Here is a 26,495-nt window from a genome sequence, read left to right as displayed (position 1 = left end):
GAGTAAACTGCTGCCGTTTCCCCCTTTTATAGATCCCCTCTTAAATTTTAGATTGGCTTTATTTTTTCAATAACAAATACATAAAATAAGGCGCACCAATTAAAGCCACCATGATCCCGGCCGGAATTCCGTCGGGGTCAAGGATATTTCGTCCGATGGTATCAGCTAGGAGTAAGAGCCAGCCGCCTAACAGAATAGCAATCGGGATAAATAATTGGTTCCTCGGACCGACTATAGCTTTAGCAATATGAGGTGCCATCAAACCAATAAAAGCGATTCCTCCGGTAACCGATACCGCAGCGGCAGCTAAAGCAACTGCGATACTCAGAAAAACAATCCGCTCTTTTTCAAGCGTGATCCCCACGCCAATCGCAACCGGTTCACTGAGACCCAAGATATTCAAGCGATTGGATTTATACAAGGTTAATGGAATGAGAATCACAAGCCAAGGCAGGATTGCCCAGATAAACGGCCAATCAGTCCCCCAAATATTCCCCGCTAACCACCTCGCAATAAAATCCACTTTCGTCCGTTCCGCAGAGGAAATCAAAATAATCATCAAACCTGAAAGAGCCATTGAAAATCCGACACCGACAAGCACCAACCGGACTGGCTGTAGACCTGTACCCCGTTTATAAGAAAAGATATAGATCAAAGCTGCTGTCAGAAAAGCTCCAATAAAAGCGACTAGCGGAAGAACATACACAAATGAACCAACATCAATTTGAAAAAACAGAAAGAATACGGCAATCGCAACACCAGCGCCCTGGTTAATCCCGATGATTCCCGGTTCTGCTAAATCATTGCGGGTAATTCCCTGCAAAATAGAACCGGATAAAGCAAGCGCCATCCCGGCTAATAGCGTAATCAGTATCCGCGGCAAGCGAATCGAGAATAAAACAAATTCCTCTTTAAAAGTCCCCTGCCCTATGATCGTAGGAATCAGACGATCATATGATACCGAGGAATAGCCAATTCCGATTGAAATGATAATCGTCAGCAAAATCAGAGCGAGTAATCCCACCATCAGGATTCGCTGTTTTTTAAGTAATAATGGATGAATCATGAGAACTTGTTCCCTCCTTTATGCACAATCATAAGAAAGAAGGGTAAACCGATGAGTGCCACAATTGCTGCAACCGGTGTTTCAAAAGGAGCATTAATCGTACGCCCCAATGTATCGGCAAAAAGCATAAAGGTCGCCCCTAAAATAGCTGAAAATGGGATAATCAATCGATAATCTGTTCCAACGATTGCACGAACAATATGTGGAACCATTAATCCAATAAAGGCCATATTTCCAACAAGGGCTACTGATGCACCAGCAAGCAAGATAATGACAAGAAACAGAACGAATTTAATATAGACCGTTTTTTGTCCTAATCCCACAGCTACTTCCTCACTTAAACTGAGAATCGTCAGCTGTCTGGAGAGAAAAAGCGAAAGTAAAACTCCCAAGACAATAAAAGGAACAATAACCCGAAGCTGATGCCAGGTGGTACCAATCATTCCACCTGCTGTCCACATCGAAACATCCTTTGAAATTTTAAAGTATATGCCAACACCCTCAGAAATCGCGTAAAGAAAAGCTGAGACCGCTGTACCCGCCAAAACAATCCGGAGCGGTGAAAAACCGCCCTTTTTCATGACACCGATTCCAAATACCAGAATGGAACCTATTGCGGCACCAATAAAACAGGCGACCATGATTCCAAAATAATTGGTGGACGGAATGAGGGCAATGGTGATCGCCAGCGCTGCATTTGCCCCTGCTGTTAACCCCAGCATGCCTGGATCCGCAAGCGGATTTCTTGTTAATCCTTGCATAATCGCTCCGGAAACGGATAGCGCCATTCCCACAAAGATAGCGGCAATTTCGCGCGGCAGGCGAATCTCACGTATTAGGGAAATCTCTTGACTCTTCACGGTTGATGTTAGTGCGAACCACACATCTTTGATCGTGGTATCTGCCGCCCCCAACATAATGGAAACGATAAACATCGCGAAAAATACCAACAGGAATAAGCTTAACTTGTATATAAAAGGAATCGATTTTGTCATCACAATCTCTCATCTTTCAGAAAGAGGAATTCTACAAACAGAATCCTTCTTTTAAAAATTAGTTTCCTAGAAAGTCCTTTTTAAACGTTTCTAGCTGATAATCTAATGTTAATGGGTCATTGAAATAGAATTCTTTTGCATTCACTTCAAAAACATGATTGTTTTTGACAGCCGGAATTTCTTTGTACGTATCAGTCTCCTGGAACGAGTTGTCGGTATCTGAATTCTTACTCAAGATAAGATAATCTCCGGCATACTCAGGAAGTGCTTCCTGTGATAAGGCATAGTATCCATCTTTTTCAACCATCTTTTTCACTTTTTCTGGCATGTTTAACTTCATAGCTTGATATAAAATTTCAGTGCCGCGTCCCCAGTGATCGCCAAAAACATAAAGCTGCTTATCAAAGTTCTCTACAACAGAAACGGTTGCGTTTGAACCAATTTTAGCCCGAATTTCTTCACCGGCTTTTTCTGCCCGCTGCTTGAAGTCATCCACCCAAGCCTGTGCTTCTTTTTGTTTATTTAATAGTTTACCTATTTCAACATGTTGCGTTAGATAATCTACCTTTCCGTAGGTAAAAGTAACAACAGGTGCGATTTTTTTCAATTTATCTACGTTTTTCATCGTTGACAATCCAATAATTAAATCCGGGTGTAATTCAATAATCTTTTCCAAGTTTTCATCGGATACTTCTTCGACATTTTTCAGCTTACTCTCGAAACGCGGGTTCATTTTTGACCAAGAATCCACTCCGACAGGCGGAACACCTAACGCCATGACATTCCCGGCAAAAGAGGAAAGGACGACAACACGTTTCGGATGTGCCGGAACTTCAACAGGTCCATTTTCTGATTGGTATGTAATCGTGTCTTTCTCTTTTGAATTCGAGTTAGTTGTTGTTTTAGTAGAGTTACTGCAGGCACTAATAATTAGCACTAAGATTAAAATAAAGGGAATCATCAGCTTTTTCATTTTTCTTTTCTCCTTTTAGTAAATTGTACGTGATGCACATTGGTTTATTGGTTCTTGGATCCTTCCCAATTTCTGCATCAATGTTGAACACCTTTCTTAAAACGAGAGAAGTAAGAACCTCTTCACTCTTCCCCGCCTTCACGACTTGCCCGTCCTTTAACGCAATCAAGTAATCAGCAAAACGAGCTGCTTGGTTCAAATCATGAAGCACCATGACAATCGTCCGGTCCTGTTCCTGATTTAGTTTTTGCAAGAGTTCTAGAACCTCTAACTGGTGAGCCATATCCAGATAGGTGGTTGGTTCATCGAGGAAGATGATTTCCGTTTCTTGGGCAAGGGCCATCGCAATCCAAACACGCTGCCGCTGGCCGCCTGATAATGCATCGACAGGCCGATACTTAAAGTCTACAGTCCCAGTCACCTCAAGGGCCCAGTCAATGACTTCCATATCCTTTTTGGTTAAACGGCCAAAACCTTTTTGATAAGGAAAACGTCCATAGGAAACGAGTTCACCGACGGTTAATCCGCTGGCACTTTCCTGCGTTTGCGGCAGTATCGCCATTTTTTTAGCAAGGATCTTCGTGTTCTCCTGCGAGATATTTTTCCCATCAAGGATTACGGTTCCAGACTGATGAGGAATAATTCGGGATATGGCTTTTAACAGAGTTGACTTTCCGCAACCGTTGGAACCGATGATTGTAGTGATTTTTCTATCAGGAATTTGAACACTGAGATCTTTCACTATGACACGGTCTCCGTACCCTATTGTGATTTCATTGGTATAAAGGCGAACCATTTTTGGTAACCTCCTTTTAAAAAATATAATTGATAATGATTATCATTTTCACAACTCCACTTTAATGGCAATTAAATCCTGTGTCAATCATTTTTTAAAATTGCTAAATTCATAGATTCCTCTTTCGCCCCTCCCTAAAATGTTCTCTATTGCCAATTAAGTAAAAATTGTGTATGTTTAATTGAGAATGATAATCAATCACAACTATTTGCTGGGAGTGTGAGGAAATGAATCAGCAAGAATTATTTGATGTAACCGTGATTGGCGGCGGACCGGCAGGACTCTACTCTGCCTTTTACAGTGGATTACGCGAAATGAAAACAAAGATCATCGAATTCCAACCGCAGTTAGGCGGTAAATTACATATCTACCCTGAAAAGATTGTTTGGGATGTGGGCGGCTTAACACCTGTCCCCGGGGAAACCTTACGGAAACAGCTTGTCCAGCAAGGATTAACCTTTAACCCTAAAGTCGTTTTAAATGAAAAAGTGGAGTCCATCAGCCGGGACGAAGCGGGGATTTTCTTTTTAATAACTGCCTCAGGGAAAATGCATTTTTCAAAAACTGTCATCGTGGCCGTTGGCAGCGGAATCTTAAAGCCTCAAAAGCTGGAAATTGAAGGTGCTGAAAGATTTGAAGTTTCAAATTTGAATTATACCGTGAAGTCGTTAAACCATTTTAAAAATAAAACAGTCATCATTTCCGGCGGCGGCAATACGGCGATTGATTGGGCCAATGAGTTGGTGCCAATTGCCAAACAAGTTTATCTAACCTATCGGAAGGACAGCTTATCTGGTCATGAAGCGCAGGTTTCCCAGTTATTAAACAGTTCTGCACACTGTTTCTTCAATACCTCGATTACGAAATTAGTTGCTTCCTCCCAGCATGATGTGATTGAGCAGGTTTGCTTGACCCATCAGGAAACGGGTGAAAGCTTTTCTTTAGAGATTGATGAGGTAATCATCAATCATGGCTATGAACAAGATGTGGCACTATTAGATCATAGTGAATTGCCTATTGAACGGACTGAACAATTTTATATTGCCGGGAATGCGACATGTGAGTCATCTATTGAGGGAATTTATGCAGCTGGAGATATTCTGATGTACGAGGGGAAAGTTAATTTAATTGCGGGTGCTTTCCAAGATGCGGCCAATGCCGTTAATAAAGCAAAGCAATTTATTCAGCCGGACGCCCCTAAAGCGGCGATGGTTTCTTCGCATAATGAAGTTTTTCAGGAGCGGAATCGGGAATTCGTTAAACAAATGATGAAGTAAATTCCAGTAGATTTCACCCATATTCCTTCTCTCTACTTCATGTTTTTTTAAAGAAGGATTAACAGGTTTATAACATCTATGACATATTCTATTAACAATATTTCTATATAGTATAGGTAGTGGGGGTAGCATGAGTGGCTACCATGGTATTTGGCGTAGGAGGAGCCGATACAAGTGAGCGGGTCAATATATTGGATTTAATAGCTAAATTAAAAGCCGACAAAATTTAATATGAAGAGAAAAGAGAAATTATTGGGGACATATATCATGATAATCGCTTGATTTTGTCCCCAATTCAAGTTTATTGAAGACAGTTTTCACGTTTACTCTCCTGATTTTGTTTCCTACCGGAATTTTGGCGACACTTTTCACTTTTACTCAACTGCTTTTGTCTCCTATCACCTTGTTGGAGTCATTTTACCTAAATTCTCTCCTGATTTTGTCCCCTATCATACCTGACACTTACCTTCATTTCCCCTTTCATTATGATATACTTTAGAAAGTGTATTTTCCTGAAAGGAGTAAATAAATGGAATTAACAAATTCTACTACTCAGACGAAATCGTCTTATCTTTTTTTCCTCGTTACCGGGATTATCCTTGTCGCCTTTAATTTGCGGCCGGCCATTACCTCTGTTGGACCATTAATTGGAATGATCCAGAAAGATGTCGGACTTGCCCATTGGAGCGCAGGCCTGTTAATGAGTTTACCGCTCGTCATTTTTGCCGTCATGTCCCCGATTGTTCCGAAATTAGCCAATCGATTTTCAAATGAAAAAACTCTTCTCATTGGTTTGATTTCCCTTTTAATCGGGATTAGTATTCGGGTGATCCCCGTGACATTTTTTCTCTTTGCCGGAACTCTTTTGGCCGGGATGGGTATTGCGATTGGAAATGTGCTTTTGCCAGCTGTTGCAAAGGATAAGTTCCCGCAAAAATTTGGTCTGATGACAAGTGTTTATTCTACTTCCATGGGATTTGTTGCATCATTAGCATCCGGAGTAAGTGTCCCATTAGCAACGGGATTAAACCTTGGCTGGCAGGGAGCCTTAATTGTTTGGGGAATTCCAGCTATTGTAGCCATCTTGCTTTGGAGCTTTCTTGTCAAATTTAATCAAGGAAGTCAGAATACCGTCAGAAAAGTAACTCCCAGTTCAAATAGAATCTGGCGTTCAAAACTTGCCTGGCAAATCGCCATTTTTATGGGGTTTCAATCCTTTTTATTTTATGTAACGATTTCTTGGCTGCCTGAAATCCTACACAGTCACGGTATCAGCGTTGAAACAGCAGGTTGGCTCCTTTCCTTCACCCAACTCGTGGGATTACCGGCCAGTTTCTTCGTCCCTGTTATGGCAGGGCGGTTTCGTTCACAAGTTGGTATTTCCTTCGGGTTAGGTATGAGTGCTTTAGTCGGCTTTACAGGATTACTCTTTGGCTCATCCTATCCGATTTTAATCATCAGTATCATTTTAATCGGAGTTGCCTTGGGAGGAAGCTTTCCATTAGCCCTTAGCTATATCGGCCTTCGTGCCCGTAGTGCTGCCCAAGCTGCCGATTTATCGGGAATGGCTCAATCAACCGGTTATATTCTTGCCGCAATCGGACCGTTATTTATTGGGTTTTTATATGACCAAACCCATATGTGGACCATCCCACTCATCACTCTCATTATTGTTTCTGTCATTCAGATGACATTTGGAATGCTATCCGGCCGGAATCGGTATGTGTAATGGCTAAAACTTATTATAAGTAATTTTATAGCTAAAGTGCAAAAGGTATCTCCAATTCGTTTTTCTGGGGATACCTTTTAATAATTATAAGCTGAGATCGTCCCCTCACCTTATTCTTCCTTATAAAATCGCTCACCGGTTTCCGGATTAAAGTAAACAACTAATCTTTTATTTGTAGTTGGATCGATTGAGACCTCATTCGTACGGACGAAGCCCTTAGGCACTTGTTGTCCATGCTTCGTTTTAAAGCGGCGGTCCCAGATCAACCAGGAACCGATGATTAAAATAATAAGAATGACGAGTTGGATACCGTAATAACCCAAAATCCATTTCATCGTCTATTCCTTTTCCGCAATAACAGCTGTTCCATATGCAACGATTTCACTCATATTTTGACCGATTTCACCAGAGTCGAAGCGCATCATAATAATTGCATTCGCCCCCATTGCCTGCGCGTTTTTCACCATACGATCGATTGCTTGTTTTCTAGCATCTTCGAGCATCTCTGTATACTGATTAATTTCTCCACCCACTAGCCCCTTAAGAGAAGCCATGATATCCTTACCAATTCCTCTCGCCCTTACGGTTAATCCAAATACCGGTCCAATCACTTCTGTAATTTTATGATTCGCAATATTCTCGGTAGTTACGATGTTCATATAAATCTGCCCCCTTTTAAAATTGGTCCTACAAGTTTATTTTACTTTGCTAAGAATAGAAAATGCCATCACTTTTACGATATCCTGGAAAATTTGTCCTAAAACAAGGGGAGTCACCCTAATATTTATAGGCAAATGGCTCGTTGGAAATTGATAATTATTTCTCTATATTAAAAGTTAGGAAGATGTATTCTTCTTAGTGGAGAAGTTTTATGGATAATGAGACAAATTCATTTGATGCAATCCTTGCTACGGTAATCGATAAGCCAGAAATGCGCTTTCACTTTTATCAAGCATTTTTAGAGTTCGAACTAATTGTTCTAGGTAGAACTGCAGATATCGAACCTAACCAGGATGACGATGGACCTTCACTTTTTCTAAAATATATAGAAATAGAGAATGAACTCGTCCTCCCTGTCTATTCAACTAACATTCATAGGAGTGATTTTAATGGAAGATTGGGAATACGATGAATTATTTGAGGCAATTAATGAGGACTATAATGATTTTTTAATCCTGAATAGAGGACATGAATATGCAATAGCTAGAACATTTATTGAATATATAAATCTTGGGAGAATAGAAGATTTTATAGTTGATACAGCTATTGGAGAAATTTTAATCACACATGATAAAGTTTTTATTGGTTATGTTGAAGGTATAACAAAGAGATTAAGCAAATTTAACAGGACTAGATTTTGAGTTATTTTTAGTTTTTAGATTTAAATTTAATATAATATTATCTATTCCGTTTTATGGAATGGATTTAGCCTAACCACTCCTCTACAGTCAACTATGTGGTGTCACGAGTAATAAAAAGAACTAATATGTAGCGGTGACCACAATTTCAACTTTTACTTAACTTTTTAGGATGATAGTTGTTTAAAGAAAAAAATAAAAGGCTAACTATTAAATTAGCCTTTCTAATTTTTAAATGAATATAATCAGTATGTTTATCCTACATATTTTGTACTCGAGACAGAAACAGATGAATCGCTTTCAACTTCATCATCATCAATAATTGCTTTTGGTAAACATGCGGTGGTTCCCCAGTAATAGGCCACAAGGGAAATGATTGCGGTAATGATAAGATCCCAAGGTTGTTGAAGAGTACCATTTCCTCCAAATACCCCTAAACCAGAAACAACCATCATACATGCATAATAGAATATAAGCCATAAAGAAGATTTAATTTGCTGTGCAAAACTTACTAAATTAGTTGGAACCCATTTTTTGAAGAATAAATAGACAACAAACATTAGAATCTGGGAACCAAACAGCCAGGAAATAGTACTCCAGCCTGACCAGTAAACAATCAGCGACGCAATCATAAATGACAGCGGCCCAAGAATACTCATTCCTTTTAAGTAGAATGGACGTTTCAGGTCAGGAGCATTATTACGGAAAGCTCCTGCACAAATTGGCGCTATGGCATAACTGAAAACAAGTGCAGCAGAAACGACACTGATCAAAGTATCCCATGATGGGAATGGCAATGTCCAGAAAATCGACAAGACAAAAGATAACCAAACAGCTGGACGAGGAATCCCCGACTTTTCATCAACCTTTGTAAAAATTTTAAATAATGTTCCACCGCGTGCCCAACCGTAAATAGTACGAGGAGTGGTAGACATATAAATATTTGCCGTTCCACTAGGAGAAATGATGGCATCGGAAACAATGAAAACACCCAGCCACCAAAGCCCTAGAACAGTAGCAATATCTTTGAATGGTAGGCTGAATGCTTTATCAATGCCAGACCACCCATTTTTCAACATATCCGTTGGAATACTGCCAAGGAATGCGACTTGCAATAAAACGTATACTATAGTTGATAAAACGACGGACAAAATTAATGCAATCGGTATTGTGCGTTGTGGGTTTTTGGCCTCACTGGCAACAGCCACGATTGGGGTTAAACCTAAATAGGCAAAGATAACGCCCCCGATAGAAATTGCACCTTGAATTCCTTGAAATCCTGACGGTGCAAATCCGGCAACCGAAAAGTTGGCTGATTTGAAATGTGTTAACAAAACAATGATTGTAAGGGTAGGGACAAGGAATTTAAAGATTGTGATAATCATATTTGACTTCGCAAATGTTTTAACACTCCAATAGTTTAAGAGGAAAAAGATACATAATAAGGCAAACTGAAAAAGCCATCCTGTAATGGTTGGTGAACTTGATCCTGCTTTCGTTAAACTTGGGAACCAGGCTGCAGCATATTGGCGCCCGGCTTCAACTTCAATCGCAATCAAACTTGAGTATGCAATAACCGTGATCGAACCAATTAGATACCCGATTAATGGTCCATGGGAATAAGCCGGATAGCGAACAATTCCTCCGGCACGGGGAATTGCTGCACCAAGTTCACAGTAAACCAAACCTAGTAAAAGAATGGCAATTCCGCCAATAATCCAAGAAAGTATTCCTCCAGGGCCGGCAAGTGCACCTACATGGCTCGCGGAAAAAAGCCAACCTGATCCAAATATCGCCCCAAAACCAATAAATGTAAGATCCGACAAAGAAAGCTGTTTCTTAAATTTACCTTTGCTTGACACCAACTTCACTCTCCCATAATTATTACTTTTAATGATTATTCCCTTTAATCAGAATGATGTTTGTCAAGAACGATTGTTTGGCATAATGGTTACAAACAAACGCTTCTTGAGAGGTTTTTAAAATGACCAAATACCAACAAATGAGCCTGATTTCTTTTCTAAAAACATCTTTCAACTGAAAGCTTGCCATGATCATTTATTTTTATTGAAGCGAGCATGGTTATTGTTGTCAGAAATGTGGTTATGATGCTTATTTCGAGACAAAGACACGTAAACATACACTTTTTCAGTGAAAAAAATGTCGTTATCAAGCTACTTTTACAGTGGGAACGATAATGGAAAAAATAAGATCTGATTTAACCATGTTGTTCCAAGACATTTATTTCATTTCTCATGATGGTTTAACCGTTAGAACAACCTTGGATGTCGAAAACCTTAGCTGCGTGGTCATTTCCCCCATATGTAAACACTAAAATCCTGCTTCCTTTCTTTTTTTGCAAATTTTGAACATAAACCATCTTAGCCACGGACAGCCCTGTTCCATATGATCTTTCCGCAGACATTTGAAATAACTACAATTTAAGTCTACTAAGTTCCCAATTTATTTTATATTTACCCAAACACTCTTCACTTCTGTATAGTTATTGAGTGCATAAGAACCCATTTCTCGTCCAATTCCGGATTGTTTGTAACCCCCAAATGCTGCGGCAGGATCCTCTAAATTATAGTCATTGATCCAAACGGTTCCCGCTTTTAATTTATTTGATACCTTTAGCGCAGTTTTGATGTCCTTTGTCCAAACACCTGCTGCAAGTCCATATGGAGTGTTGTTTGCTTTTTCAATCACCTCATCAACGGTATCAAACGGCAAAACGACTACCACTGGTCCAAAAATTTCTTCCTTGGCAATGATCATGTCATCGGTAACATCAGCGAAAACAGTTGGCTGTACAAAATATCCTTTATTAAAAGCTTTTTCGCCGCCGGCTGCTGCCCTTGCACCTTCTGCTTTGCCTTTTTCAATGTAACTAAGTACGCGTTCAAGCTGCCTTTTCGAAACGAGTGGCCCCATTTCTGATTCTTGATCCATACCTGCGCCAAGTTTTACATCATTAGCCCTTTTGGCGAGCTCTTCGACTACACTATTATAGTGTTTTCTATGGACATACACACGGGATCCCGCACTACAGTTTTGTCCATGGTTATACATGATTCCATTGAAGGCCCCAGTAATAGCTTCTTCAAGGTCGGCATCCTCTAAAATAATATTAGGTGACTTCCCGCCTAGCTCTAAGGTGATATTTTTAATGGTGTCAGCAGCCTGCTTCATAATATATTTACCTGTAACCGTTGAACCGGTAAAGGCAACTTTGTCGACATCTTCATGATTCACTATGGCAGCTCCTGCTGTTTGGCCGAATCCAGGAACAATATTCACTACCCCATCAGGGAAACCGGCTTCTTGTACTAGATTGGCTAAATATAAGGCTGATAATGGCGTCTGTTCTGCAGGTTTTAATACAATCGTACATCCTGTTGCAAGTGCTGCGCCCATTTTCCAGGATGCCATTGTAAGCGGATAGTTCCAGGGAATAATTTGGCCGACCACCCCAATGGGTTCATGTCTGGTATAGTTTAAATAGTCTTTAGAGATTGGAACTGTTTGTCCAAGGATTTTGGTCGCCCAACCGGCATAGTAGCGGAATTGTTCTACCGTTGCCGGAATATCGTCCGAGAGTGCCACCTGGTAAGGCTTGCCGTTATCAAGTGCTTCCACCTGGGCAAGCTCTTCTCGATTTTCTTCTATTAAATCTGCTAATTTATAGATTAACCTTGCTCTTTCTGCCGCACTGAGGTCTGGCCATGGGCCTGCTTCAAATGCTTTCCTCGCGGATTTTACTGCTAAATTAATATCTTCTTCCCGAGCCTCACTCACTACAGCAAGTACTTCTTCAGTCGCCGGATTCAATGTTTCAAAAGTTTTTCCAGTTACCGATGGTACAAATTTTCCATTTATAAATAATTCAATTTTTCCTCCTAAAAATTCTTTTACCTTTGGTTTTAGTTCAATTAAAGTGGTTTGCATTAATTGTTTCCCCCTTAAACTTTTTAGGATGCCTATTGTTAAACATGCACAGCAAGACTTAAGTTTGCTAGGATATCTTTCAGCTTTTGATCTTCTTCAGGAGTTAATCCTAAGCGTGGGTGGCGTGCTGGTCCTCCTGCTTGTCCAAGAAGATCCATTACCCGCTTACAAATTTGCACATATTTTCCTGACTCTTCAAGATAAGTACATAGCGGTAAAATTTGATCGTTATTGGCCCATGCTTTTTCTACTTCTCCACTTTGGAAATGATTAAACATATCAGTCACAAGTTTTGGCACGATATTTCCAGCAACTGCAATCCACCCCGTTGCCCCGACAAGGTAAGATTCCATGACTAATTCTTCAGAACCACAGAAGACCTCAAAATCACCTTTTCCTTGTCTTGCCAAGTCTCGTGCCTTAGCAATTTCACCGCTTGATTCTTTAATATGGGTGACATTCTCACAATCTCTTCCGATCCGGAGCATTAACTCTGTGCTCATGTTAACACCGGAAGTAAACGGATTATTATAAAGCATAATAGGAATATTCACAGCATTTGATACTTCTTTAAAGTGGAAATAGATTTCTTCTTCCTTTGGTTTACTATAATAAGGATTAATGATTAGTGCACAATCAGCACCATGTGCTTCAGCCTGTTTTGTGTACTCAATCGTTTCTTTTGTTGTTTCGGCAGATGTTCCAACAATCACAGGAACGCGTCCATTTACTTCTTTCATAACGACCTCTACCATTTGATATCTTTCTTCTTTTGTTAAGCTTACGAATTCACCTGTACTACCATTGATGACAAGACCGGCGACACCTTGATTAATAAAGTAGTTTACATTATTTTTTACACCGGCCCAATCAATTTCCTGTGCCTGAGTCATTGGGGTAATTAATACGGGAAAAGCTCCTTTAATTGTTGTCACGGTAAAATCCTCCTCAAAATTATTTAATGAACTATTTTAATAGAAACCCTGCTGCTAGCGGATCAGTAGGATCTAATAAAAATGTTTGCATGCCAGTAATAAAACCACGGCTAGTAAAGGTGAATTCAAAACTATCCACGCTTTGGTCGGTAACCTGTGCCTTTAATTTGCTGCCGAAAATGCTTTCGTTTACTAAAGGCTGATTTAAATTAAAGGACTTTTTAGATAGTAAATTTGTATATATCGCAATAGTTGACCCAAATCCAGGAGAACGAACAATAAATCCGTCATCTCGGAAGGTAATCGATTTGACTATGCCATCTTGAATATTCGAATCATCTACGATTACGGCACAATCGACTGAAAATTCAGAATGCAGATACCGAAAAATATTTTGCCCCCACCTTTTTAGGTCAGACAATACTTCAGGTTCAATCCCCATATCACAATCATCTTGTTTAAACACTGCATAAAATTGATCAGCTTGAACGAATGAAAAATTGATATTTAAAGATGGTATAGTGAGGTCGGATTCAATTACTCTGCTTGGATCACTCTTTACTTCCACCGAAACGACCTCATGCTCTTCCACAAGGGCTGTTACCGGAATGATACCATTTAACGTTTCAAGCTTATATTGATTGGATGGCCTTGCTTTTAATTGCCCACATTCAAGTAGTGCGGTGATGACTGCAATGATACCACCGTAATGGAGCGGGACTGTTCCTTGATGATTAAAAAATACTACACCAGCATCAGCCTCTTGATTGATAGGCGGAACGACGAGACATCCATTTAAACCGGCAAATCCTCGAGGTTCATTCAATAAAAGATTTATTTCCTCAGCAAATGCTCGTGGAAATCGTTCATATAAATCTCCTAAATTTCGATAGCTAATAAAGGGGATATCTTTAATAATCCGAAAAGCTTCTCCCGCTACATGTACATCGATAGTTGAGTACGATTTTTGAATTTTCATTGCACTTCCTCCATTTCATGTTCCTCCATAGGTGGAATGAGCAAAAATCCCTCTTTTAATGGATCCTCATCGTGATAGAAGAAACGGTGCATTCCCATCAACCAAGCTGATCCAGTGATTCTTGTCAGCACTGCCTCTACGCCTTCCTCATTAGTAGTGCCAAGAACACGGCCGCGAAATAAGGATCCAACTATACTTTCATGAACAAAATCTTCACCAATCTCAATTTGTTTTTTAGCGTAAAGAACAGATAATTTTGCTGAAGTACCCGTTCCACATGGGGAACGGTCGATTCCCCCAGGAGGAACAATTACCGTATTTTTTACATCTGCTTCTTCATGTGTAGGTTCACTAAAGAATTCAACATGAGTTAAGCCTTGAATAAATGGATGCTTTGGATGGACAATATCTGTTTTTTCATTGATTGCATTTCTAATTGTAATGGCTTTATCAATAATCACAGAAGCGTTCTCAGGTATTAATTCCAAACCGACAGATTTTGCATCAATAATGGCGTAAAAGTTTCCTCCATAGGCGATGTCCGCATTTACATGTCCTATTCCTTCAACATCGATAGATACATTTTTTAATAGAAAAGCAGGTACATTACAAAAAGATACTTCTTTCGCTTTTCCGCTTTCGACGACAATTTCTACATCAACAAGCCCAGCTGGCGTATCTAGTTTTAATGAGGTTATCGGTTCTTGAATGGGGATTAATCCCGATTCTACTAAAGCCGTGCAGACTCCAATTGTGTCATGGCCGCACATCGGCAAATAGCCGCCTGTTTCAATGTAAATGACTCCGATATCCGCATCGGGATGGCATGGATCAGTAATTAAAGCACCAGACATCACATCGTGGCCGCGAGGTTCGTTCATGAGTAATTTTCTGATCCAATCATATTCCCTTTTCATATGGAGCATTTTTTCTGACATGGTATTTCCCTCTAACTTTGGAAGGCCACTAATTACCGTCCTCGTCGGATTCCCGCCTGTATGTGTATCAATCGTCGTAAATACCTTATTTGCCCTCACCTTGTTAACACCCTTTCTTTAAAACGATCATAACGAAGCGGCTCAATAGGAATGGAAGTTTCTTTTTCATTTATCAATTCTTCTATCAATTTTCCAGTAACGGCCGCAAGACTGATTCCGTCCCCCTCATGACCGGCAGCAATATAATAATTTGGAACATCTTTCACCTTGGATATGATTGGCAGATGATCTTCCGTCCAAGGTCTTAAACCTGCGTAAGAGCGAATCACCATCATATCTGCCATTTTTGGATAAAAACGAATTGCCCTGTTTGCAATGCTCTTTATAATTTCGTTATTTACCTTTATATTGAAGCCGACAAATTCCCTGCTCGAACCAATTAAGAAGTTTTGGCTTTCTGTAGGTTCAAATACAAGTGCTACACCATATTTTTCAGTTATGGGATCTACCTTACGTTCTCCACCGAATTTCGAGATAAGGTAACCAAATTCCATGACTTTACGGCGACCAACAAACTGTTGTCTTGAAGCAACAATAATATGACCCTTTCTTGGCTGAATTGGAATCGAAAGGTCCAGCATCTCTCCGATGTACGGTGCCCAAACACCGGCAGCATTGACAACGTGCTTGGCCGTAAATACCCCGTTGGATGTTTGGATGATAAACGAACCGTTTTCCTTTTTCATCTCCTTCACTTCAGTTTGTTTATAAGCCTTTGCCCCCTGCTTTTTTGCTGCTTCAAGTAATGCAAAGGAAAGAAGATAAGGGTTTACGGTAGAATCTGTAGCGCATTCCAATCCGCCTAATAAATCATCTGCGAAGAAAGAAGACTCTTGACGAATATCTTCGCGGTCCAGCATCCTGAATGGCAGTCCGGCTGCTTTTTGGCGGTTCACCCATTGCTCAGCCGCTGACATCTCTTCTTCTGACTCACAAACGAGAATGCTGCCAGGTGCTCGATACTCAAAAGTGTGTTCAAGCTCTTTACTCAAATCATCCACTAACCTCTGACTGAGCAAAGACATTTGACTATCAAAGCCAGGGTCTTTGTCTATGGCCAAAATATTCCCATCACATCTTGAAGAGGTACCGCTTACAAATTCCCCTTTTTCAAGAATCGTTACATCTCTTCCATACTTAGATGCGTAATAGGCAATCGCACAACCAATGATTCCACCGCCTATTACTAGAACGTCACAATTTTTCACATAAGTTTCTCCCTTCATTGAAAAGGTCTCGTTCTTAATTATGCAAATAATGTGCCAACAAGTTTCGACGGGAATTTGCCTGATTTGTAAAATTATTTAAAATTTTTATTCAATTCATGTATAATTATTTTTACAGTGTTAATTTTTTTATACATATATTTTGGAGGTTATCATGGTTTTTGACTTACCCATTTTAAATTGTAGGATGTTTGGCAGTACAACCAAATTAAAGTACGTATTGAAGGAAAATGGAGAATTTTTTTATAAACCATCGAATCAAACAAATGAACAACCGTGTCAAACTCTTTTTGAAGACGCCTCCATTGACGAACTGTTTAAAGCTTTTAAACGGTATACAGTTGTTGTGATCCTAAATCATGACAAGCAGCCTGTTAATTGTATTACGTCATGGCAAATGATTGATTTTCTTCATCAGTCTTATAAACAATTAATGGCCTTTTATGAAACAGTCATTCAAACCTCGGATGTTTCCATTACAGTAATTGATAAGGACGAACGTGTTCGAACGTGGACAAGAGGTGCTGAGGAAATTTTTTCTGTTAAAAAACAAGAGATTCTCGGCAATCCAATAACGAATTATTTTGACCGCAATAAATTGGAAATCTTGCAAACCCTACATGAAGGGAGAAGAATCCAGGGACAACATCACCAGCCGAGGTCTGATTTATTTGTTCTTATCAACACAAACCCGGTTTACTACAACAACAGGATTATTGGAGCAGTTTGTTCAGAAACAGATATCACGAATCAAGTGGTTTTAAATGAAAAGTTATTTAACATGACCAGTGAAGTACAACGACTAGAGCAAGAAGTTGCAATGTATCGAGACCCAGATGATCCTTTTCTTTCAATTAAAGGAAGAAGTTCTGCACTGCAAAATACTATTCAACTGGCAAAAAAGGTTTGTTCCGTAAAATCTACCGTTCTAATATTGGGAGAAAGCGGTGTTGGGAAGGAAGTGTTTGCCAAAGCTATCCATAAAGCTAGTGAAGATGCAAAGGCCCCATTTATCTCTATTAACTGTGGTGCGATACCAGCTTCCCTATTTGAAAGTGAATTATTTGGATATGAACGTGGAGCATTCTCTGGTGCTGACCATCGTGGGAAAAAGGGAAAAATTGAACTGGCAAAAGGCGGCACCCTCTTCCTCGATGAGGTTGGTGAAATGCCGCTTGAAATGCAGGTGAAAATGCTAAGAGTGCTTCAAGAAAGGAAATTTTATCGAATCGGCGGTGAAAAGGAAATTGATGTTGATTTCCGAGTTATTGCAGCAACTAATCGTGATTTGCAGGAATTAATGAAAGAAGGTCAATTCCGTGAAGATTTATACTATCGTTTAAATGTTGTAAGCCTTTCGATCCCCCCATTACGGGAACGACATGAAGATATAATTGAATTGACCCATTATTTTTTACAGGATTTTGCGCAACGTTATCGTCGACCAATTTATGAATTGTCAGCTGATGTCATTCAAGAGATGTTCCAATACGACTGGCCTGGAAATATTCGTGAACTTCGAAATGTGGCAGAACGTCTTGTTGTTTTTGCAACAGATGGAGTTATTAAGAAGGAATATCTTCCTTTCATTACAAATCATGAAAGGATTCATAATGCGGAGAAACCTTACAATAATCTTATCGATAATGACGATACCATTTTATCGTTACAGGAAGAAATGGAACAGCATGAGAAAAAGGTGCTTGAAAAAGCTTTAAGGATTGTCAATGGGAATAAATTAGAATGTGCTAGACGGCTTGGGATTACAAGGGCTACGTTATACAATCGGCTAAAACGTCTTGGAATGGAGTAGTTCCCCCTTTATCTTGGTACGATTTTTGCATGGTATTTACATGTAGAAACCAAGGGGAGGAAAAGAAAAATGGTCAATAACGAGAATCTGATTATTTGTCGTTGTGAAGAAGTAACCTACGGTGAACTTCTGTCTACAGCAAATGAACATAAATGTACAGCAAGGGAATTGAAATTAAGAACGCGAGCTGGGATGGGTTTCTGTGGAGGGCGTACATGCAGACTATCCGTTGATCGAATCATTGAAAATGTTGTCCCAAATACATCTCCTGGGGAAATTCCTTTGAAATATCAACCACCGGTACGTGCTGTGACCTTTGGAACGGTAGGTGAACGAAAATGACGAGAATTGTGAACCATCCTGTTTTAGGAAAATTGGAGGATCGTGAAACCGTTCCATTTTTGTTTGATGGAACTACCTATGAAGCATATGAAAACGAAACAATCGCCGCAGCCCTTCTTGCAAACGGGATAAGAACATTACGGGTTCACGAGGAAAGCGGAACACCAAGAGGAATTTACTGTAATATCGGTCATTGCATGGAATGTCGTGTAAAGGTAAATGGACAAGCAAATGTCAGATCCTGCTTAACGGTTGTTGAAAAAGACATGGTGGTTGAGAGTGGTAAGCAACTTCCAAATATCGTCAAAAGGATGGTGGAGCAGCAATGAGAGACGTGATTATTATTGGAGCCGGGCCGGCAGGATTAGCAGGAGCAATTGCCTGTGCTGGTTATGGTCTGAATGTTACCATCCTTGATGAATTTATCAAACCTGGTGGCAGACTCCTTGGTCAGCTCCATCAAGAACCATCCGGTGAATGGTGGAATGGTATCAAAGAAGCGGAACGACTTCATCAAGAAGCGAAAAAATTATCGGTTGAGATTCAATGCGGTGTATCAGTTTATAACTTGGAAAAGGAAGACTTTCTTTGGAATGTTCATACAAATGCAGGAACATTCACTGCCACCCATGTACTTGTAGCAACTGGTGCGGCGGAGTATCCAATTCCTGTGCCAGGATGGACATTACCAGGGGTTATGTCCATCGGGGCTGCACAGGTAATGACAAATGTTCATCGCGTAGAGGTTGGTAAAAAAGGGCTTATTATCGGAGCAAATATTTTAGCATTTGCGATTTTAAATGAATTACAACTGGCTGGTATAAAAGTTGACCGGATTGTCCTCCCCGAAAAAAGTCCAATCAGCCAAAAATCAGGTGAGCCAGAAGAGGTTCTAAAATCGCTCTTGAATGCCGCGCACCTTGCCCCTTCCCCTTTGCTACGATTTGGCAGTAAATTTATGAAATATGAGTCGATTCGTAAATTGGGGCTGCAATTTTATCCTAAAGGTGGAGTAAAGATAAACGGTACCCCATTACAGCTCCGGAAAGCGGCAGTTGAAATTATTGGTAAGGATCAAGTGGAAGGAGTACGAGTTGCAGATGTAGATGCGACTGGTGCGGTTATTCCTGGTTCAGAAACGATTTACGAGGCAGACTTTGTGTGTATCGCCGGCGGTTTATACCCGTTAGCAGAGCTTACTGCTGTTGCCGGATGTCCTTTTCATTATGTTCCGGAACTGGGAGGACATGTGCCAGTTCATTCTGAATTGATGGAGACGCCTCTTGCAGGGCTTTTTGTAGCAGGGAATATCACGGGAATTGAAAGCGGAAAAATCGCCATGGCTCAGGGAACGGTAGCAGGTTTGGCAATTGCAAAACGGGCTGGAAAAGGTTCTGGTAAGATTGAACAGCATTTGGAGAAAGCTATTCAAAATGTTCATACTGTTAGACAACAAGCAGCAATCCAATTTAACCCAGAAATTGAGAATGGCAGACAGAAGTTGAAAGAAATTTGGGAGAACCAATATGAGATAAATAATGGCTCACCGGGAAAAGAACAGATTGGATAAAAAAATTAACCAGCAGACATTCTCTCTGCTGGTTTTCTTTTGATATTATCAAAAAATGATTATTAATTTTCTTTCCTACCTTAAACATGGATATAAATTTCTAGAGAAACCAAGTCAGTACCTAATTTAAACAACTAAATTATTACTTAACAATAGGGCTTTTACAGCACTTTTAAGAACGTCTTACCTTAAAAAGAATATTTAATTGAGCAAGTTTTCACTTGAGAGTAAAAATCCAATGCTGCCTGTCCCTGTTCTCTTGTATGCGAGCTGGAAGATTTCATCCCACCAAAAGGTGCTTGATACTCTACTCCTGCAGTCTCTTGATTTACTCGCACCATACCGATTTCAGCTTCTTCTAAAAAGCGCATGGCTTTTTCCATGTCATTTGTAAAGATAGAGGCACTCAATCCGTATTCTGATTGATTACAAAGACGGACTGCTTCTTCGAAATTTTCTACTTCCACCACCACAGCGAGAGGTCCGAAAATCTCCTCTGTAAACAGCCTGTGAGAAGCATCCACTTTACCTACAACTAGAGGGCGAATATAGTATCCTTCGTTTAATTGTTCTATATTTCCTTCTGCGACGACCTCACCTTCATTACGAGCCAAAGCAACGTAATCAGAGATTGTATCGAATTGTGATTTTGAAGCAACCGGTCCTAAATAAGCATCGGCTTGCAACGCATCTTTAACAATTAAATTAGATACTGCCGCACGTAATTGATTTATAAAATCAATGTAAATATCCTTTTCTACAATAATTCTGCTGGTTGCAGTACATTTTTGCCCAGCCGAACGAAAGGCTCCACTTAAGATCATTGGAATAGCTTTTTCAAGGTCAGCGTCCTTTAGTACGATGGCTGCATTTTTGCCGCCCATCTCTGTTTGATACTTAATATTTCGTTTGGCACATGCTGATGCAATCTGCATTCCAGTAGAAGTGGAACCTGTGAAGCTTACTGCATCAATATCTCCCTCATCCAGAAGTGTGTCCCCTATAGATCGGCCCCTGGCAATAACCAAATTCAGGGCGCCCGCAGGCAGCCCGGCACCTTCAAATACCTCCATCAAGAGGCCGGCTGTAAAAACAGCATTATCTGCTGGTTTCCATACAATAGAATTCCCGCAAATAAGAGCAGGAGCTATCTTCCAAATAGGAATCGCAACCGGGAAATTCCAAGGAGTGATTAATGCTACAACTCCCAACGGCACCCGTTTGGAGTATTGAAGAACATGCTGATCGCTTGCTGGAACTAATTGACCATCAGGGCGTACTCCTTCTGCAGCATAATAACGTAATAGATTAACTCCACGCATCACTTCACCAATCATTTCGCTAATTGGCTTTCCCATTTCACGACTAGCCAAATTGGCCACTGTTTCTTTTGCTTTTTCAAGATTATCTGCCATTTTATATAAACAAGCCGCTCTTTCCACTCCTGTCTTCTGCTTCCAGGTTTTAAAACCTTCTCTGGCTGCAGAAACGGCCGCAGTTATTTGTTCATGCGTGGAATAATGGATATCGCCAATTTTTTCATTAATATTTGATGGACTATACACACTTCTACCCTTTTCATTTAATTCATGCCATTGTCCACCTATATAGTTTTTTGTAATTAAATCCGTTTGAGTAATCATTACTATCACACCTTTCCTTAAAATATAAGGGAGGAAATTAATCCCTCCCTTTCTGCATTATTAAATAAATGTTTTATTGAACCAATTGTTGAGCAGCTCGGTCGAATGCTTTTTTGACAGCTTCATAACTTTCATCAGTTAGAGGAAGGCGAGGAGGGCGAGTTGGACCCATAGGTTTGCCAACGAGCTCCATCATATATTTAATGGATTGAACCAATTGTGGATTAGCGTCAAATTCAAACAGTGGAAGAAAACGTCTGTAAAGCTCTGTAGCTTCTTTTACTTTTCCTTCTCTAGCCAATCTGAACAATTCAACACCTTCTCTAGGGAAAGCATTTGGAACGCCAGCAATCCATCCTGTAGCGCCACACAAAGGCCCTTCCATCGCTAGGTTGTCCACTCCGATCAATACTTCCAAGTCCGTTTCTTCAAGGATCTTGTGAACGCGTCTAATGTCTCCAGAAAACTCTTTAACAGCTACCACATTTTCGAATTGAGCAATTTCATTTAATAAATCGGGAGTTAAATCCGTTGGATAATCCAATGGATTGTTGTAAGCAATAATTGGGAGCCCAACACTGGAAAGGGCCTCATAATGAGCCACAACCTCATTTCTTAATGGACGATAATTAATTGGTGGCAATGCCATGAGAGCATCTGCCCCGCAGTCTTTCGCATGCTGTGCCCAAGAAACTGCTTGCTTTGTAGAAGGAGCTCCTGTGCCAACTGTTACAGGTACACGTTTATTAGCTGCTTTTACTACAGTTTCAACAACTTTTGCCCTCTCCTCAGCTGTAAGAGTTGCATATTCTCCTAAAGAGCCAACCGGTACTAGGCCATCTACCCCTTCCTCAATTAGCCAGTTGCATAGTTCCTCCAGTTTTTGATAATCAACCTCATAATCATTTGTGAATGGTGTTACAATCGCCACATGGACTCCAGGAAATCTAATCATTTGTAGTGCTCCTCTCAATATTTTTAGATGGATTGTCATCTCTTTTAGTTAATGCAAAAAGCGTGCCAAGTTACTGAATAGTAAAAAAAAAGAGACTTCATTAGGAATCCCTTAGTCATTCTATATATTGATTAATAAGCAAAAAAAATAGTTTTTTTTCATTCTAATTTCTTTCAAAAAGTTCCAAAATCGTAAATTTTTTTAAAAAAGAAAGGAGGAATGTAAATAAAATTTTACAGTGTCAATTTTCCTATACACTATTTTGTAAAATATCTTTAATACTCGATAAAATCTACTAGAATTTCATACTTTTAAATTTGTAAACATGGACTAATTTTTTCAAAGTAAAATAGAAGATACAAATATAATCTAATGAAGCTCTTATGATAATTTATAAATAATCGGTTCTATAAAATAAATCCGTGATTACAAGTTTAGGTAGTGTCAAAAGTTCTCGTTTGCGATTTGTTCATTGCATCATCGCACATTCGACATTGAACAGCATTGGCCATTTGTGGATATGTTATGCCTGGTGTGGCATCCAATCACTGACTGCACTTATATATTTTAGTATTAATATTGGGTTAAGGAGCAGTTAATGTAAAAAGAGATCAAGTTATATCCATCCGTTTACCTTCGGATACCCATCACTTGTATTTAAGTATTTGGAAAATCTTAAGAAACTGGAGAAACGTAATTTTTCAAAGAAGATTGCTAAGCTATTGATTAAAGGAATTAATTCGAGTGATCCAGACGGAGTTATGATTCCTGTCACTAAGAAATAAAAAAAGGAACAAAAAGAATGATTAAAACATGAGCAGCCCATTGCATTATTAAGAAATCAACTGTAGAAAAACTTGTAAAGCAGAGGATTTATTATTTTTGTTCCAAGCAGCCGAAATATTTAAGTTGGATATATTGTTTTTAAGAGGTAAAATCCCTATTTCCTTTTTATCAAAAAATTTTATTGATGAGGGTAATAATGCTACTCCCATTTCATATGAAACTAGGATATAAATGTAAAATACTGTTTTGCTTCTAACTTCCAATTTAAGAATGGTATTATAAATAACTGAAAAATGATTTGGGAGGGCTAGTATGAAAAAACTAGTAATAGTAGTCGCAGCTATTATTGAAAATGAACTAGGTGAAATCTTGTGTGCACTCCGATCTCCTAAGATGTCGACCCCCAATATGTGGGAGTTCCCAGGCGGGAAAGTGGAGGCAAACGAAGACATCCATTCTGCATTAAAAAGAGAAATTGACGAGGAATTGGATTGCAAGATTGTAACATCGAAAGAGATCTTTAATGACAGCACCCATGAATATGAAACAGTTATCGTAAATTTGCTATCGATTAAGTGCAAAGTTGTGGATGGCATCCTTACACCAAAAGAGCACTCCAAACTCATTTGGTTAAAAAGAGAAAATTTAGATTCATTGAAATGGGCACCTGCTGATATTCCCGCAGTACAGCAATTAATTCATGAAAAATAGTCTTCTTGTCATCGAAGACTATTTTTCATAATAAAGGCTCTTTAACTAAACGTTTAATTAGTATATGTTAATTCGGGAAAAAGCTTTATTCTATTGGACAAGCCGCTTTTAACCAAACGATTGATTAGTATATACTAATTGTTTCTAATCCTCCGCGGTCGGATCACTAGTTCCCCGCCACAATTAGGGCAAATATTGCTCATCTCATTCGTACACTCTGGACAGAAAGTACATTCATAACTACAGATATAAGCTTCCCCTTCCTGATGAACTGGTTGATTGCATTTTTCACATACACTCCGCATTTCTAACACCATCACAAATCCCCCCTATTTTACTAAATTTAAAAACCTTGGCCACGAAATATTCCGCCCGGTAACCACAACCGCTATCTTACGCCCCTTTATTTCTGCCCCTAATTGTTTCAATGCTGCAATCCCCGCTGCACCCGAGGGTTCCACAATGTATTGATGCTGCAACATTGATTTCATCGCTTCAATGATTTCTTCATCGGTTACAGTTAGAATTCGATCAATATGTTCATAGATAATCGGAAACGTTAGCGTCTCCGGTTCAATTGGCCCGCTCAATCCCTCTGCAATTGAAGGCTGCAAATCAACTGGACAGACTTCGCCATTTTGATGCCAGACAGCAAATGTTGGGCTGTTCTTGGTTTGAACACCCCACACCTTAATATTGGGATTTATTGATTTAAGAGCAATACACAAACCAGCTGTGAGTCCCCCGCCACCTAAACAAGTAATGACGGTGTCAACATCGGTTAAGTCTTCTAAAATCTCTAAACCAATCGTTCCCCCTGCTTCAATCATGCTCCGATTATTATAAGCAGACACGAAAGTATAGCCAGTTTCTTTAGCAGCCTTTAAGGCCGACACCCTCGCTTCCTCAATCGAATCAAAGTAAGTTATCGTGGCCCCGTAACTTTCCAATGCTTTTACTTTACTCTCATCTGCATCAAACGGTAAATAAATGCATGCAGGAACGTTCAATTTATGAGCAGCATAGGCCAAGCCGATTCCATGATTGCCGGCAGAAGGTGCAATCACTCCGAGTTCACGTTGGTTTTTTTCTAAATTTAATAGCTTATTGAAAGCTCCTCTTGCCTTGAAACTACCGGTTATCTGAAAGTTTTCCAGTTTTAAATAAATATCGGTATCATATAAACAGCTATGCTCCCCGTTGTATTCCAGTGGCGTATGGCGGATATAAGGCTTAATCAGACCATGTGCCTGGATGACATGCTGTAATGTTATTAAGTCAGAATTCATAACAATCAACTCCCTTATCAACATTCTACTCGCATAGACGCATCAGAAGATAATACTATTAAGTTATATAGTCATAACCTTTTGTTATGACTTTAGTTTTCAGTTCAATAATGGAATGTTTTGTAATACACTATGACTACCAATACTTTTCAAGGATTTGATCCGAATGTTCAAACTTATTCAACTTCATTATTTCGTTACCACAGTTGAAGCGGGAAGTGTGACTCAAGCTGCTAAAAACCTCTTTATCTCTCAGCCAGCTCTCTCAAAACAATTATCCTTACTTGAAAAAGAACTTAATTGTGAACTAATTCAGCGGAAAACCTCGGGAATCGAGCTAACGAAAGCAGGAAAATATTTTTATGACAAAGCAGTTGTCATCCTAAGAGAATCAGAAAGTTTGGCCAAATCTATGGAGGCTTTCTCCAGTAAAAAAACAATTATGATTGGGGCGCTTCCTAGTATCGGAAGCTATTTTTTGCCAAGTGTAATCAGTAAAATCGGTTCATCCTTTAAGGTAGATTTAACAATAAAAGACACCACTCAGGAATTAATCGACCTATTGGATTCTGACTCTATTGATTTTGCCTATGTACAGGACACTAGAAAACTTAAAGGTAATATAAAATGTAAAGAACTATTCTGGGAGTCATACGATGCTATAGTACCTGGATTACAGGCTAGTGAATCAACAATCACTCTAGACGAATTTCTACAGCACAACTTAATTCTTCATAAACATCCGTGTGATATCCGCGTGTACATTGAGAAATATTGCAGGGATCAAAGCCTGGATTTCAATGTATCAATTGATCTTGAAGCCAATGAATCGATTATCCCTTTTGTCAGTAAAGGTATTGGCTCATCAGTCTTGCCTAGAATGGTAACCAGCCAAGTTCAAGATCATTCTACTAAAATCCTTCTTCTTGAAGGGGAAAAACTACAGAGGCGTGTGGATTTTTTATATAAACCGATGTTGAAAGAGATTGCTTTGAAGCTGATTGCTTACTCGCTTGAGTCTTCTAGCATTTAACTGAATAAATACAAGAACTAATTGTTATTCTTAATCAAGCTCACGCTATAATTTACATTAATGTCCAGTTCTT

The 26,495-nt window shown here is 39.5% G+C and carries 25 protein-coding genes and 1 pseudogene; 10 read left to right on the top strand and 16 right to left on the bottom strand.

What is annotated here, in order from left to right:
- Positions 1–58 precede the first annotated feature (58 nt).
- The 4 genes from ACFQZ9_RS21265 to ACFQZ9_RS21250 are packed head-to-tail and all read right to left on the bottom strand — an operon-like array spanning position 59 to position 3,830.
- Positions 59–1,066, bottom strand: a complete 1,008-nt coding sequence (locus ACFQZ9_RS21265) for a FecCD family ABC transporter permease (protein WP_498945264.1) — start codon at positions 1,064–1,066, stop codon at positions 59–61.
- A complete protein-coding gene (locus ACFQZ9_RS21260; RefSeq protein ID WP_498945263.1) occupies positions 1,063–2,061 on the bottom strand; it encodes a FecCD family ABC transporter permease in 999 nt (332 codons plus the stop codon). The genes ACFQZ9_RS21265 and ACFQZ9_RS21260 overlap by 4 nt, the downstream gene beginning before the upstream one ends.
- Before the next feature lie 58 nt (positions 2,062–2,119).
- Positions 2,120–3,034, bottom strand: a complete 915-nt coding sequence (locus ACFQZ9_RS21255; protein ID WP_498945262.1) for an iron-hydroxamate ABC transporter substrate-binding protein — start codon at positions 3,032–3,034, stop codon at positions 2,120–2,122.
- Complete coding sequence (locus ACFQZ9_RS21250) at positions 2,985–3,830, bottom strand: ABC transporter ATP-binding protein (protein ID WP_498945261.1); 846 nt, start codon at positions 3,828–3,830, stop codon at positions 2,985–2,987. The genes ACFQZ9_RS21255 and ACFQZ9_RS21250 overlap by 50 nt, the downstream gene beginning before the upstream one ends.
- 227 nt (positions 3,831–4,057) lie before the next feature.
- Here ACFQZ9_RS21250 and ACFQZ9_RS21245 point away from each other — a divergent pair, with 227 nt between their 5' ends.
- A complete protein-coding gene (locus tag ACFQZ9_RS21245; RefSeq protein WP_498945260.1) occupies positions 4,058–5,107 on the top strand; it encodes an NAD(P)/FAD-dependent oxidoreductase in 1,050 nt (349 codons plus the stop codon).
- Positions 5,108–5,636: 529 nt separating this feature from the next.
- Positions 5,637–6,836 (top strand): CynX/NimT family MFS transporter, encoded by a 1,200-nt coding sequence (locus ACFQZ9_RS21240; RefSeq protein WP_498945258.1) that lies wholly within the window; start codon positions 5,637–5,639, stop codon positions 6,834–6,836.
- Positions 6,837–6,946: 110 nt separating this feature from the next.
- Here the strand turns inward: ACFQZ9_RS21240 and ACFQZ9_RS21235 are convergent, their stop codons facing one another.
- Positions 6,947–7,171: a hypothetical protein gene (locus ACFQZ9_RS21235; RefSeq protein WP_429741703.1), complete on the bottom strand. Its 225-nt coding sequence runs from the start codon at positions 7,169–7,171 to the stop codon at positions 6,947–6,949.
- A gap of 3 nt (positions 7,172–7,174) precedes the next feature.
- A complete protein-coding gene (locus tag ACFQZ9_RS21230; RefSeq protein WP_429741705.1) occupies positions 7,175–7,495 on the bottom strand; it encodes a YbjQ family protein in 321 nt (106 codons plus the stop codon).
- Positions 7,496–7,707: 212 nt separating this feature from the next.
- On the opposite strand from ACFQZ9_RS21230, the gene ACFQZ9_RS21225 reads away from it, so the two are divergent.
- Entirely contained in the window at positions 7,708–7,968 is a 261-nt protein-coding gene (locus ACFQZ9_RS21225) for a hypothetical protein (protein WP_498945257.1), read from the top strand.
- Positions 7,946–8,182, top strand: a pseudogene (locus ACFQZ9_RS21220) (Imm3 family immunity protein); the annotation flags it as partial. The gene ACFQZ9_RS21225 and the pseudogene ACFQZ9_RS21220, both read left to right, overlap by 23 nt.
- A gap of 266 nt (positions 8,183–8,448) precedes the next feature.
- On the opposite strand, the gene ACFQZ9_RS21215 reads toward ACFQZ9_RS21220, so the two are convergent.
- The 6 genes from ACFQZ9_RS21215 to ACFQZ9_RS21190 form a co-directional block, all read right to left on the bottom strand.
- Positions 8,449–10,056: an APC family permease gene (locus tag ACFQZ9_RS21215; protein WP_498945256.1), complete on the bottom strand. Its 1,608-nt coding sequence runs from the start codon at positions 10,054–10,056 to the stop codon at positions 8,449–8,451.
- Positions 10,057–10,657: 601 nt separating this feature from the next.
- On the bottom strand, positions 10,658–12,142 hold the full coding sequence (locus ACFQZ9_RS21210; protein WP_498945255.1) for an aldehyde dehydrogenase family protein: 1,485 nt from the start codon (positions 12,140–12,142) through the stop codon (positions 10,658–10,660).
- Between the two features lie 38 nt (positions 12,143–12,180).
- Entirely contained in the window at positions 12,181–13,077 is an 897-nt protein-coding gene (gene dapA / locus ACFQZ9_RS21205) for a 4-hydroxy-tetrahydrodipicolinate synthase (protein WP_498945254.1), read from the bottom strand.
- A gap of 31 nt (positions 13,078–13,108) precedes the next feature.
- The gene (locus ACFQZ9_RS21200; protein ID WP_498945253.1) at positions 13,109–14,056 is read right to left on the bottom strand and encodes a proline racemase family protein; all 948 of its coding nucleotides are present in this window, start codon (positions 14,054–14,056) and stop codon (positions 13,109–13,111) included.
- The gene (locus ACFQZ9_RS21195; RefSeq protein WP_498945252.1) at positions 14,053–15,093 is read right to left on the bottom strand and encodes a proline racemase family protein; all 1,041 of its coding nucleotides are present in this window, start codon (positions 15,091–15,093) and stop codon (positions 14,053–14,055) included. The genes ACFQZ9_RS21200 and ACFQZ9_RS21195 overlap by 4 nt, the downstream gene beginning before the upstream one ends.
- Complete coding sequence (locus ACFQZ9_RS21190; RefSeq protein WP_498945251.1) at positions 15,090–16,262, bottom strand: NAD(P)/FAD-dependent oxidoreductase; 1,173 nt, start codon at positions 16,260–16,262, stop codon at positions 15,090–15,092. The genes ACFQZ9_RS21195 and ACFQZ9_RS21190 overlap by 4 nt, the downstream gene beginning before the upstream one ends.
- Positions 16,263–16,434: 172 nt before the next feature.
- Here ACFQZ9_RS21190 and ACFQZ9_RS21185 point away from each other — a divergent pair, with 172 nt between their 5' ends.
- The 4 genes from ACFQZ9_RS21185 to ACFQZ9_RS21170 all read left to right on the top strand — a co-directional run bounded on the left by ACFQZ9_RS21185 (position 16,435) and on the right by ACFQZ9_RS21170 (position 20,005).
- Entirely contained in the window at positions 16,435–18,093 is a 1,659-nt protein-coding gene (locus ACFQZ9_RS21185; protein WP_498945250.1) for a sigma-54 interaction domain-containing protein, read from the top strand.
- 69 nt (positions 18,094–18,162) lie between these two features.
- Positions 18,163–18,435 (top strand): bacterioferritin-associated ferredoxin, encoded by a 273-nt coding sequence (locus ACFQZ9_RS21180; RefSeq protein ID WP_498945249.1) that lies wholly within the window; start codon positions 18,163–18,165, stop codon positions 18,433–18,435.
- Positions 18,432–18,764: a (2Fe-2S)-binding protein gene (locus ACFQZ9_RS21175; RefSeq protein WP_498945248.1), complete on the top strand. Its 333-nt coding sequence runs from the start codon at positions 18,432–18,434 to the stop codon at positions 18,762–18,764. Before ACFQZ9_RS21180 ends, ACFQZ9_RS21175 begins: the two co-directional genes overlap by 4 nt.
- The gene (locus tag ACFQZ9_RS21170; RefSeq protein WP_498945247.1) at positions 18,761–20,005 is read left to right on the top strand and encodes an NAD(P)/FAD-dependent oxidoreductase; all 1,245 of its coding nucleotides are present in this window, start codon (positions 18,761–18,763) and stop codon (positions 20,003–20,005) included. Before ACFQZ9_RS21175 ends, ACFQZ9_RS21170 begins: the two co-directional genes overlap by 4 nt.
- A gap of 188 nt (positions 20,006–20,193) precedes the next feature.
- On the opposite strand, the gene ACFQZ9_RS21165 is transcribed toward ACFQZ9_RS21170, so the two are convergent.
- Positions 20,194–21,648 (bottom strand): aldehyde dehydrogenase family protein, encoded by a 1,455-nt coding sequence (locus ACFQZ9_RS21165; RefSeq protein WP_498945246.1) that lies wholly within the window; start codon positions 21,646–21,648, stop codon positions 20,194–20,196.
- 73 nt (positions 21,649–21,721) lie between these two features.
- Positions 21,722–22,603, bottom strand: a complete 882-nt coding sequence (gene dapA, locus ACFQZ9_RS21160) for a 4-hydroxy-tetrahydrodipicolinate synthase (protein WP_308914474.1) — start codon at positions 22,601–22,603, stop codon at positions 21,722–21,724.
- Between the two features lie 1,098 nt (positions 22,604–23,701).
- Here dapA (ACFQZ9_RS21160) and ACFQZ9_RS21155 point away from each other — a divergent pair.
- Positions 23,702–24,100 (top strand): (deoxy)nucleoside triphosphate pyrophosphohydrolase, encoded by a 399-nt coding sequence (locus tag ACFQZ9_RS21155; protein WP_498945245.1) that lies wholly within the window; start codon positions 23,702–23,704, stop codon positions 24,098–24,100.
- 134 nt (positions 24,101–24,234) lie between these two features.
- On the opposite strand, the gene ACFQZ9_RS21150 is transcribed toward ACFQZ9_RS21155, so the two are convergent.
- Both ACFQZ9_RS21150 and ACFQZ9_RS21145 read right to left on the bottom strand, forming a co-directional pair.
- Positions 24,235–24,417 (bottom strand): DUF1272 domain-containing protein, encoded by a 183-nt coding sequence (locus ACFQZ9_RS21150; protein WP_498945244.1) that lies wholly within the window; start codon positions 24,415–24,417, stop codon positions 24,235–24,237.
- 12 nt (positions 24,418–24,429) lie between these two features.
- Positions 24,430–25,389: a threonine ammonia-lyase gene (locus tag ACFQZ9_RS21145; RefSeq protein WP_498945243.1), complete on the bottom strand. Its 960-nt coding sequence runs from the start codon at positions 25,387–25,389 to the stop codon at positions 24,430–24,432.
- A 166-nt stretch (positions 25,390–25,555) separates the two neighbouring features.
- Between ACFQZ9_RS21145 and ACFQZ9_RS21140 the strand changes: the two genes are divergently transcribed.
- Positions 25,556–26,422, top strand: coding sequence for a LysR family transcriptional regulator (locus ACFQZ9_RS21140; protein WP_498945242.1), 867 nt, complete (start codon positions 25,556–25,558; stop codon positions 26,420–26,422).
- Positions 26,423–26,495 lie beyond the last annotated feature (73 nt).

Origin of the sequence: Neobacillus sp. GCM10027624 (genome assembly GCF_042675345.1) — a bacterium.
Lineage (GTDB): Bacteria > Bacillota > Bacilli > Bacillales > Cytobacillaceae > Neobacillus > Neobacillus cucumis_D.
Note: the sequence above shows the minus strand (reverse complement) of the source record. Positions and strands in the feature narration are given on the sequence as shown.

Coding starts and splice junctions, on each gene's coding strand:
- ACFQZ9_RS21140 (WP_498945242.1), top strand. CDS start 25,556: ATGTTCAAACTTATTCAACTTCATTATTTCGTTACCACAGTTGAAGCG.
- ACFQZ9_RS21170 (WP_498945247.1), top strand. CDS start 18,761: ATGAGAGACGTGATTATTATTGGAGCCGGGCCGGCAGGATTAGCAGGA.
- ACFQZ9_RS21260 (WP_498945263.1), bottom strand. CDS start 2,061: ATGACAAAATCGATTCCTTTTATATACAAGTTAAGCTTATTCCTGTTG.
- dapA (WP_308914474.1), bottom strand. CDS start 22,603: ATGATTAGATTTCCTGGAGTCCATGTGGCGATTGTAACACCATTCACA.
- ACFQZ9_RS21240 (WP_498945258.1), top strand. CDS start 5,637: ATGGAATTAACAAATTCTACTACTCAGACGAAATCGTCTTATCTTTTT.
- ACFQZ9_RS21230 (WP_429741705.1), bottom strand. CDS start 7,495: ATGAACATCGTAACTACCGAGAATATTGCGAATCATAAAATTACAGAA.
- ACFQZ9_RS21175 (WP_498945248.1), top strand. CDS start 18,432: ATGACGAGAATTGTGAACCATCCTGTTTTAGGAAAATTGGAGGATCGT.
- ACFQZ9_RS21150 (WP_498945244.1), bottom strand. CDS start 24,417: ATGGTGTTAGAAATGCGGAGTGTATGTGAAAAATGCAATCAACCAGTT.
- ACFQZ9_RS21255 (WP_498945262.1), bottom strand. CDS start 3,034: ATGAAAAAGCTGATGATTCCCTTTATTTTAATCTTAGTGCTAATTATT.
- ACFQZ9_RS21225 (WP_498945257.1), top strand. CDS start 7,708: ATGGATAATGAGACAAATTCATTTGATGCAATCCTTGCTACGGTAATC.
- ACFQZ9_RS21145 (WP_498945243.1), bottom strand. CDS start 25,389: ATGAATTCTGACTTAATAACATTACAGCATGTCATCCAGGCACATGGT.
- ACFQZ9_RS21245 (WP_498945260.1), top strand. CDS start 4,058: ATGAATCAGCAAGAATTATTTGATGTAACCGTGATTGGCGGCGGACCG.
- ACFQZ9_RS21185 (WP_498945250.1), top strand. CDS start 16,435: ATGGTTTTTGACTTACCCATTTTAAATTGTAGGATGTTTGGCAGTACA.
- ACFQZ9_RS21235 (WP_429741703.1), bottom strand. CDS start 7,171: ATGAAATGGATTTTGGGTTATTACGGTATCCAACTCGTCATTCTTATT.
- ACFQZ9_RS21200 (WP_498945253.1), bottom strand. CDS start 14,056: ATGAAAATTCAAAAATCGTACTCAACTATCGATGTACATGTAGCGGGA.
- ACFQZ9_RS21265 (WP_498945264.1), bottom strand. CDS start 1,066: ATGATTCATCCATTATTACTTAAAAAACAGCGAATCCTGATGGTGGGA.
- ACFQZ9_RS21180 (WP_498945249.1), top strand. CDS start 18,163: ATGGTCAATAACGAGAATCTGATTATTTGTCGTTGTGAAGAAGTAACC.
- ACFQZ9_RS21155 (WP_498945245.1), top strand. CDS start 23,702: ATGAAAAAACTAGTAATAGTAGTCGCAGCTATTATTGAAAATGAACTA.
- ACFQZ9_RS21165 (WP_498945246.1), bottom strand. CDS start 21,648: ATGATTACTCAAACGGATTTAATTACAAAAAACTATATAGGTGGACAA.
- ACFQZ9_RS21250 (WP_498945261.1), bottom strand. CDS start 3,830: ATGGTTCGCCTTTATACCAATGAAATCACAATAGGGTACGGAGACCGT.
- ACFQZ9_RS21210 (WP_498945255.1), bottom strand. CDS start 12,142: ATGCAAACCACTTTAATTGAACTAAAACCAAAGGTAAAAGAATTTTTA.